Source organism: Ralstonia sp. TCR112 (assembly GCF_007997035.1).
In the GTDB taxonomy this organism is placed as follows: Bacteria; Pseudomonadota; Gammaproteobacteria; order Burkholderiales; family Burkholderiaceae; genus Ralstonia; species Ralstonia edaphi.
The window spans coordinates 1-9,038 of the sequence record NZ_VOSS01000031.1 but is presented as its reverse complement, the minus strand read 5'-3'; the positions used below and the strand labels follow the sequence as shown (position 1 = coordinate 9,038).

Annotated in this window: 9 protein-coding genes, 1 pseudogene and 1 riboswitch; of the genes and pseudogenes, 4 read left to right on the top strand and 6 right to left on the bottom strand. The window is 65.2% G+C overall.

Going from position 1 to position 9,038, the window contains the following annotated elements:
• Positions 1-162: 162 nt before the first annotated feature.
• From FUT88_RS10995 to FUT88_RS10985, 3 genes are all read right to left on the bottom strand, one after another.
• Complete coding sequence (locus tag FUT88_RS10995) at positions 163-558, bottom strand: carboxymuconolactone decarboxylase family protein (protein WP_147215088.1); 396 nt, start codon at positions 556-558, stop codon at positions 163-165.
• Positions 559-590: 32 nt separating this feature from the next.
• Positions 591-1,373, bottom strand: coding sequence for a sulfite exporter TauE/SafE family protein (locus FUT88_RS10990; RefSeq protein WP_147215086.1), 783 nt, complete (start codon positions 1,371-1,373; stop codon positions 591-593).
• Positions 1,374-1,480: 107 nt separating this feature from the next.
• Positions 1,481-2,257, bottom strand: coding sequence for an NAD(P)H-dependent oxidoreductase (locus tag FUT88_RS10985; protein WP_147215084.1), 777 nt, complete (start codon positions 2,255-2,257; stop codon positions 1,481-1,483).
• Positions 2,258-2,344: 87 nt separating this feature from the next.
• Between FUT88_RS10985 and FUT88_RS10980 the strand changes: the two genes are divergently transcribed.
• Positions 2,345-3,238, top strand: a complete 894-nt coding sequence (locus FUT88_RS10980; protein ID WP_147215082.1) for a LysR family transcriptional regulator — start codon at positions 2,345-2,347, stop codon at positions 3,236-3,238.
• Positions 3,239-3,261: 23 nt separating this feature from the next.
• On the opposite strand, the gene FUT88_RS10975 is transcribed toward FUT88_RS10980, so the two are convergent.
• Positions 3,262-3,717: a hypothetical protein gene (locus FUT88_RS10975; protein ID WP_147215080.1), complete on the bottom strand. Its 456-nt coding sequence runs from the start codon at positions 3,715-3,717 to the stop codon at positions 3,262-3,264.
• Between the two features lie 313 nt (positions 3,718-4,030).
• Positions 4,031-4,111: riboswitch (cyclic di-GMP riboswitch) on the top strand.
• A 62-nt stretch (positions 4,112-4,173) separates the two neighbouring features.
• Between FUT88_RS10975 and FUT88_RS10970 the strand changes: the two genes are divergently transcribed.
• Together FUT88_RS10970 and FUT88_RS10965 are read left to right on the top strand one after the other, a co-directional pair.
• Entirely contained in the window at positions 4,174-5,028 is an 855-nt protein-coding gene (locus FUT88_RS10970) for a spherulation-specific family 4 protein (protein ID WP_147215078.1), read from the top strand.
• A gap of 120 nt (positions 5,029-5,148) precedes the next feature.
• Positions 5,149-6,231 (top strand): calcium:proton antiporter, encoded by a 1,083-nt coding sequence (locus tag FUT88_RS10965; RefSeq protein WP_147215077.1) that lies wholly within the window; start codon positions 5,149-5,151, stop codon positions 6,229-6,231.
• 72 nt (positions 6,232-6,303) lie between these two features.
• Here FUT88_RS10965 and FUT88_RS10960 read toward each other — a convergent pair whose 3' ends face one another.
• Together FUT88_RS10960 and FUT88_RS10955 are read right to left on the bottom strand one after the other, a co-directional pair.
• Entirely contained in the window at positions 6,304-7,683 is a 1,380-nt protein-coding gene (locus FUT88_RS10960) for an FAD-containing oxidoreductase (protein ID WP_147215075.1), read from the bottom strand.
• A 165-nt stretch (positions 7,684-7,848) separates the two neighbouring features.
• A pseudogene (locus FUT88_RS10955) lies at positions 7,849-8,282 on the bottom strand (hypothetical protein).
• 197 nt (positions 8,283-8,479) lie between these two features.
• On the opposite strand from FUT88_RS10955, the gene FUT88_RS10950 reads away from it, so the two are divergent.
• Positions 8,480-8,989 (top strand): DUF1697 domain-containing protein, encoded by a 510-nt coding sequence (locus FUT88_RS10950; RefSeq protein ID WP_147214255.1) that lies wholly within the window; start codon positions 8,480-8,482, stop codon positions 8,987-8,989.
• Positions 8,990-9,038: the final 49 nt, after the last annotated feature.

Below are 9,038 nucleotides of genomic sequence, written 5' to 3'. Positions count from 1 at the left end.
CGCCAAGGCGGGTCTTGAGATCTTGAGACATGGGGGTTTCCGAGGGATGAGTCGACCAGCGCCACACACCGGCGCCATCGTGATCCCGCGAGAATAGGCAAGGCGCATCAGTCATGCAACTTGTGTTAAGCCCGTTAACACAAGCGGCAAACCCGACGCAGATTAGCGCCCTTCTTCGATCTGGATGCCGAGCTCATTGAGCACCTCGCGCGCCGATCGAAATGCTTCGATGGCCGCTGGCGCACCCGCATAGATGGCGCTATGCAGCAGCACTTCGCGGATCTCCACCACCGTTGCGCCGTTATTGATGGCGCCGCGCACATGACCTTTGAGTTCGGTGCTGCGGCCCAGCGCGGCGAGCATCGCGCAAGTGCACAGGCTGCGCGTCTTGAGGTCGATGCCGTCCCGCTGCCACGTGCTGCCCCAGGCGTGTTCGTTGAGCCAATCCTGCAGCGGCGCGGAGAACGCATCCAGCCCGCTCATCGCGCGTTCGACGAATGCGTCGCCCATCACCTGCGCGCGGCGTGCACGCCCCGCCTGCTTGTCTTGTTCCGACACGATGCCCTCCTTCGTTTTGAAAACCAGGTCGATCAGGCTGGCTTGACCAGCAACATCATCAGCGCCGTACCAAGCAGCACGGCGCAGAACGCCAGCCGCAGACGTCGCGCTGAAAACCGATACGCCAGCGCCACGCCCCACGACACGCTCGCAATACCACCGGCCGCCAGCGGAATGCCCGTTGCCCAATCCACATGGCCCGTATGCGCATACGTCGCAAGTGCGATCAGCGAGCCGGGCACCACCAGCGCGAGCGCCATGCCCTGGGCGCGTGTCTGCGGCATACCGAAGAACGTCACCAACGCCGGCACTACCACCAGGCCGCCGCCCACCGTGAAGATGCCCGACATCGCCCCGCTTGCAATGCCCATCAATGGCAGCGCGGCGGCCGGCATGGCATGCGGAGCGGCGGGCGCAGGATCAGCAGCATTCGGCTTCTCTTTGATCTGTGAAGCGAAGTACAGCGCCAGGACGATCAGGAATACGGCAAACGCCGTATGCAGGAGGTGCGCGTCCAGCCCCGCTGCAAAGCGCGCGGCAACGTAGGTCGCCGCCATCGAGAACACGCAGATCAGCGCGACGGAACGCAGATGCACCGGATGCCGCTGGTGATACCGCCAGAAACCGATCAGCACATTGGGCGCAATCATCACCAGCGCGGTGCCCTGCGCCAGATGCTGGTCCATTCCGTACAGGTAGCCGAGCACAGGAATGGCGATCAGCCCGCCGCCAATGCCGAGCAAACCGCCTGCAACGCCAAGGCCCATGCCGAGCAGCAAATTGACCAGACCCGTGAGAACCGCGTGAGACGCCATGCCGACAAGAAAGGAGGGACGAGAAACAAACGCGCGCGCGCTGTATCCGCTACAGCGCGCCGCCGGAAGTGAAGCTCGAATTGTAGCGCCCGCCGTTACGCCGGGGTTTAGGCAAGATGCGCAGCGAAGCCTGATTTTCCCGGCGCGATCTCCGCCCGCAGCGTGAGCGCCGGAATCTCGTAATCACCGGCGTTCTGCCGACGGAACGGGATCGGCGCAGTGGTGAACAAGGTGTCGAGTCGCTCACCCAGTGCGCGCGTGGTCTGCGCAAAGCGCGCCTCGTCCATGCGGCCGGTGCGGTAGCTCACGAACGGCGGCACCACATCGAAACCGGGGTAGTACAGGATGCCGTGCTGGATCGGAAACAGGATGTCGTCGATCGGGCCGTTGATGCCGCGCGGGCTGTAGTGCGACTCCCAACCGCCGGTCGTCACGATCAGCATGGCGCGTTTACCGGCAAGTGTGCCTTCACCGTAGCGGTCGCCCCAGTGGGTGTCGGAGTGCTCGCCAACGCCATAGGCGAAGCCATATGCATAGACGCGCTCGACCCAGCCCTTGAGGATGGCGGGCATCGAAAACCACCACAGCGGAAACTGCAGGATCACAGCGTCTGCCCAGCGCAGCTTGGCTTGCTCCGCGGCGATGTCCGGGGACTGCAGGCCGTTCTCGAAGGCGTACTTGGAATCCAGCGACGGGTGGAAATGGGGACCCACCGGCGCGACAGTGCTGTCGCTGGCATCAAGCACGGCCTTCCAGTGCATGGCGTACAGATCCGACACCTGCACGGTGTGGCCGGCGGCCTGCAGACGCTCGACGGCAAAGTGCTTGAGGGCACCGTTGAGCGACTTGGGTTCGGGATGGGCGTAAACAATCAGAACATTCATGGTGGCAGCTCCAAATGAGGAATTGGCTCCAGAATGCGGTCCGGCCAGGTATATTGGAAATGAATTGTTCATATTCCAGGCATAGCCATGAATAATCTCAGACGGTTGGACCTGAACCTGCTGGTGACGCTCGATGTGCTGCTGACCGAGCACAACGTCACGCGTGCGGCGGAGCGGCTGAACTTCTCGCAGCCTTCCGTGAGCGTGCATCTGGCCAAGCTGCGGGCCATCTTCGGCGACCCGCTTTTGCTGCCGGGCCCGCGCGGCATGCGCCCCACGGCGCGCGCTGAAAGCCTGCGCGAACCGCTGCGGCTGGCGCTGGAAGCACTGGAGCGGGCGGTCGCGCCCGCCAGCCCGTTCGACCCGGCACACGCCACCAACACATGGCGCGTAGCCGCCACGGATTACGGCGAATCCACCATCGCGTTGCCGGCGCTGAACACGCTGCGATCAAGCGCGCCGGGCACGCGGCTCGCCATCTTGGAACTGGTGCCCACGCGTATTGAAAAGCAGGCCGAGCAAGGGGAGATCGATCTCGCGTTCCACACCACAGACGGCGCACCACCGGGCCTGCGCCGCCGTACGCTGTTCACTGAACGCTATGTGCTGATCGGCCGTGCCGGGCACCCGCGCCTGAAGCGCAAGCCGACGCTGGCACAGTTCTGCACACTGGATCACGTGATCGTGTCGCCCGATGGCGGTGGCTTCTTCGGCGTGACAGACGAAGCATTGCAGGCGGCCGGTGCCACGCGACGCGTCGTGCTGTCGGTGCCGCACTTCCTCTTTGTGATGACGGCAGTCGCCAGCACAGACTTGGTTGCCATGCTGCCGGAGCGGCTCGTGCGCGGCGCCACCGCGCTGCAGGTGGTCGAACCACCGGTGGAAGTGCCCGGGTACGAGATGTCGATGCTGTGGCATGAGCGCGTGCACCGAGACCCCGGGCATCAGTGGTTGCGGGATGTGATTGCAGGCGCGGTCTGAAGAACCGCGCCGCCACCGTTCCCCTACTTGCACTGCTGTTTCTTGATGGACACGTCAGTCAAGTCGGCGGCGGTGTAGAGCGCCGGCACGTTCGGGTCGCCGGCAATCGTCATTGCCGCGTTCAGGTTCGCCAAGGCCTGGAGGTGGCCAGCCTCGCCGCTTGCAAAGCGCTGCTGCTCCGATTTCGATGCGCCGTACATGCCGTTGCACAGCAGCGCCTTGCGGAAGATTTCCAACACCGCAATCCGGGCAAAGTAAGTCTCGCGCCGCTCGGCCGCTGTGGCGGGCGCGTGGTTGATCTTGGCGTAGTGGTGGGTGCACTGGGCGCCGAGAATCGGGTACGCCTCCTTGATGCCGTCACATGTTGCGACGGTCGCGGGCGGCGCAGCCAATGCGGCGGCAGCCGCCAGCGATGCAATCAGGGACACCAACGCCAACAGCGCGATGCGGATGACGGGCACATTCGAGCGGATGTTCATTGCAGGTTCTCCTCAGTCAGATACGTGAACAAGAAACACAGCGGCAACCGATAGCGCTGCGTGAACTGACGATACGGGGGAGCTCTGTGGCGGCGGAATGCACCAGACGTTCTGGCGCAGGCCAGGGGAAACGTGACATGGGAGAAACGGGCCAAGCCGCCCGAGGTGCATTTGGCGTCGACGGTTGATTGCCATGGCAATGCGCAACGTGGGCTGCAGACAACGCTTCACGCGGCAGCCGGCCCGTTTGCGCAATCTCCGTTTGCCCGCTCCGCGCGGCCCCGGTAGAGTCTTCCCCCAATGGGTTCACACCCAGAGGTCTGGGCAAAACCGGAGTGATCCGGCGACGCAAAGCTATAGGGACTTCGCTGGACGAAGTCAGCCAGTTGCCCGCCAACCCGCAACGGGAGCGGGCCTGATGACATACGCAACGAACTGCGTGGTCGGGGGCACATAATGAAAACGATACAAACGGGGGGGCGTTCGCCCGCATTCGCCACGCTGGCCGTGGCATCGCAAATGGGCAACGCAAAGCGCAGGTTCGCCCGCGCCGCATATGCAGCATTCGCGCTGGTGTCGGGCGCGCTGATGGGCGCATCGCATGCCAGCGCTGAAGGGCTGCTGGTGCCGTCCTACATCTATCCGTCGGGCACGGGCGCCACGCAATGGAATACGTTGGCGACAACCGCGACGTCGGTGCCGACCACGGTCATCCTCAACCCGAACAGCGGCCCGGGAACGACACAAGACCCCAACTACGTTGCCGCCGTCGCCAAGGTGCACGCATCGGGCGGCAAGGTCATCGGGTACGTATCCAGCTCGTACACAAACCGGTCGTTGTCGGCCGTGGTGCAGGACATCAACACCTACCAGGCGCTGTACCAGGTCGACGGCTTCTTCATCGACGAGATGACCGCCGACAGCACCACCGCGCACATCCAGTTCTACCAATCCGTCTACAACTACATCAAGGGCCTGTCGCCCAACTACACGGTCACGGGCAACCCGGGCACCAACGTGCCGGAGATCTACGCCAGCCTGCCGGTTGCAGACCAGCTCGTCGTGTTTGAAGACAGCGCCAAGCACTACGCCAGCTATGCGCCGCTGGCGTGGCAGGCCAACTATCCGACGGCGCGGTTTGCGCACATCGTCTACGCGGCCTCGGCCACGCAGATGCAGGCGTTCGTCCGCAACGCCTCCAGCAAGGGCGCTGCCGCCGTGTTCATCACCAACAAGACGCTGCCGAATCCGTACGGCACGCTGCCGACTTACTGGAGCCAGGAGGTGTCTGCCGTAGCCGTTGCCCCGTGACGGCATTGGCGTGACGCACGGCGCATGTGCGGGCTGATGCTCCGCACATGCTTTATATTCGGGCCACATTGAATCCCCTTCGCCGCATGCCGGCGATGAGGCAACAACAAGGAGAACTCCGTGGCCCTGTCTTCCAACAAGCTGCCCCCCTGGACCGTCGCTGCCCCGCTGCTCGCGTGGGTGGTGCTGGTCGGCGGCTCATTCATGACGCCCCCCGGCTGGCTCATCGCACTGATGGCGCTGGCACTGGCGGGGGCCGTCTTCGCTGCCGTCCACCATGCCGAAGTCGTCGCGCACAAGGTGGGCGAGCCCTTCGGCACGCTGGTCCTGGCAATTGCCGTGACCGTGATCGAAGTCGCGCTGATCGTGTCCGTCATGCTCTCGTCCGGGCCAGAGAAAGCAGGCCTAGCGCGCGACACGGTGTTTGCCGCCGTCATGCTGATCTGCAACGGCATCGTGGGCGTGTGCCTGTTCGTGGGCGGCCTGCGCCACCGCGAGCAAGCGTTTCAGGCGCCGGGCGCCACCGCCGCGTTGGCCGTGCTGGCTGCGCTGGTCACGCTGACCATGGTGCTGCCCAACTACACCAGTTCCACGCCGGGCCCCGTCTTGTCTTCGTCGCAGTTGGCCTTTGCCGGCGTGACTTCGCTCGTGCTGTACGGCTGCTTCGTCATCGTGCAGACCATCCGCCACCGCGACTACTTCCTCGTCGACAGCGCCAATGAAGACGTACACGCACCGCCGCCGCCCGCACGTGTGGCGGCGCTCAGCGCGGTGTTGCTGATGGTGTCGCTGGTGGCCGTCGTCGGGCTGGCGAAGGTGCTGTCGCCTTCGGTGGAAGCCGCCATCCTGAATGCCGGCGCGCCGCCCGCCACGGTCGGCATCGTCATCGCCGCGCTGGTGTTGCTGCCGGAGTGCCTGGCCGCCCTGCGCGCCGCCAATGCAGACCGCATTCAGACCAGCCTGAACCTCGCGCTGGGCTCCGCGCTGGCCAGTATCGGCCTGACCATCCCCACCGTAGCCGCCGTGTTCATCTGGATCGGCCGCCCGCTCGAACTGGGCCTGGGCCCCAAGGAGATGGTCCTGCTGTTCCTCACGCTGATCGTGTCGTCGCTCACGCTGGGCAAGGGCCGCACGACCATCCTGCAAGGCGTCGTGCATCTGGCGATCTTTGCGGCGTACCTGTTTCTCTCGATCGTGCCCTGAGCAGCGCGCACGGTAGCGAGTCGAAGTGTTGGGCGCCCTGGGCGCCCTTCTTTTTTGGCGCCACGCCCGGCGCTACTCCACCGGCTCCATGCTCTGCAGCAACGTGGGAATCAACTCCGACACCGTCGGGTGAATGTGCATGGCGCGGCTGATGGTCGTGTAAGGCGCCTTGGCATACATCACGTCCAGAATCGAATGCACCGCCTCGTCGCCGCCCACACCCAGGATCGACGCGCCCAGGATGTCGTGCGTCTGCGCATCGACCACGACGCGCATGAAACCCTGGCTCTCGCCCTTCTCCACCGCACGGCCGACGCGCGTCATCGGGCGGTTGCCGACCAGCAGCTTGCGCCCTGATTGCTTCGCCTCCGAGAGCGACATGCCGACGCGCGCAAGCGGCGGGTCGATGTACATGGCGTACGCCTGGATGCGGTCCGACACCTTGCGCGGATCGTCGTCGAGCAGATTGGCCGCCACGATCTCGTAATCGTTGTAGGCCGTGTGGGTGAAGGCGCCGCGGCCGTTGCAATCGCCCAGGGCCCAGATGCCGGGCACGTTGGTACGCAACTGATCGTCCACGCGGATATTGCCGCGCTTGTCGGTTTCCACGCCGGCCTTGTCGAGGCCCAGATCGTCGGTATTGGGCACGCGCCCGACAGCCATCAGCAGATGCGAGCCCGACACCTCGCGCGCGCCGCTACCGCACTCCAGGCCGACCACGACGTTGGCGCCGTCGCGTCGCACGCTCAGGCAATCGGCGTTGACCTGCACGTCAATGCCTTCCGCTTCCAGAATCTCGCGCACTGCCTGCGATACGTCTTCGTCTTCGCGCGCGATCAGGCGGGGGCCTTTCTCGACAATCGTCACGCGCGAACCGAAGCGCCGGAACATCTGGCCGAACTCCAGCCCGACGTAACTCCCGCCGATCACGACGAGGTGCTCGGGCAGGAAATCGACGTCCATCATGGTGGAGTTGGTGAGAAACAGTACTTGATCGAGCCCGGGCATGGGCGGCACCAACGCCCGACCGCCGACGTTGATGAAGATGCGCTCGGCTTCGAGCAGCTCGTCGCCAACGCGCACGGTGCGCGCGCTTTCGAAACGGGCATGGGCCTGGAAGACCGTGCAGTGCTCCAGGCCTCGCACCCATTGCTCTACGCCATGGCTGGAGCGGCCGGAAATCTCATCCTTACGGGCCTTCACGCGTTGCATGTCGACGGTGACACCGCCGTCGATCATCACGCCGTATTCGGCCGCACGCTGGGCCATGCGCGCTGCATAGGCGCTGGCCACCATGGCTTTCGTGGGGATGCAGCCGGTGTTGACGCACGTACCGCCAAAGCGGCCGCGCTCGACGATGGCGACCTTCATGCCGGCGCCCGACAGGCGCGCCGCCAGCGGGGGGCCGGCCTGGCCGGTGCCGATGATGATGGCGTCGAAGCGTTGCGTCATGGCGCTCTCCTTCGTGTGGTTGCCGACGGCAGCCGTCTCGCTATGGTAGGCGCCGCACGTGGCAACGGCGAGTCGCGACGACAGGTTTTGCCGACCGCGCCGTCGCCGGAAGGAAAGCAAGAAAGCGGCCGGTGCGCTCAGTGGCGAGCGCACCGGCGCATCAGATCAGTGGTGGTGATGGTGCTTGCCGTGGCGACGGTAGCCGCGGCCGCGGTCGTCGCGGTCGGAGTACGAATTGCGCTGCACGTTGCCGCCCAGTGCTGCACCCGCGCCGCCACCCAGGCCGGCGCCCACGATGCGCCCGTATGGCCGCCCATGGCATTGCCTGCAGCCGCCCCCACGCCGCCGCCCAATGCGCCGCCCACGATGGCGCCCTTGCGCTCGCGGCCGTTGGCCGTCAATGCGCCGCCCGCGCCGCCGCCGATCGCCCCGCCGATCACCGAGCCTGTCTGCCCGCCGAGTGCGCCGCCCACGGCTGCGCCGCCGGCGCCACCCAGCGCGCCGCCCAGGGCATTGCGCAGGTCATCCGCCGCTGCGGGCAACGCCGTCAGGCCGGCGAGCGTTGCCACAATCAGGGCCGGTGCAATTTTCTTCAACATGGTGTTCTCCTTATGCGCAAATGCAGGATGCGGCACTCGCCTCAATGAGGGGCCGATCCGGGCTCGATGAGTTCGGGGCGCAGAATACAAGTCGCGCGACGGGGCGGGTTAAACACATTCGTCAATCTCGTAACAGAATGTTGCCGGTTTGAGCCCATCCGTAAGCCGTTGATAAGACAGACAGAACAGGAGAACCCATGCCCAGCTACATCGCCTTCCTCCGCGCCGTCAATGTGGGCGGCACCGGCAAACTGCCCATGGCCGAGTTACGCGCAATGTGTGAATGGATCGGGCTGACCGGCGTACGCACCTACATTGCCAGCGGCAACGTGGTTTTTCAGAGCCGGCTGGCGGAAGCGACCATCAAGGCGAAGCTGGAACGCTGCCTGGAGGACTACGCCGGCAAACCCGTGGGCGTGCTTGTGCGCACGGGCGCCGAACTGGCGGCGGTGCTGGAAGGCAATCCGTTCAAGACGGCGGCGCCCAACCGGACAGTCGCGATCTTCCTGGATACCCCACCGCCGCCCGATGCATTGGCCGCCGCCACCGGCGTTCGGACGGAAGAGATGGCCCTGGGCACGCGCGAAATCTACGTGCACTACGGCGACGGCATGGCCGATTCCAAACTGAAGATCCCCGCGGCCAAGGCGGGGACGGCGCGCAACATGAACACCATCGCCACGCTGGTCGACTGGGCGGCCGAATAGTGGCGCTCAGCGCCCGTCATTGCGCTGCCGACTTGCGCTTGGTCATGTG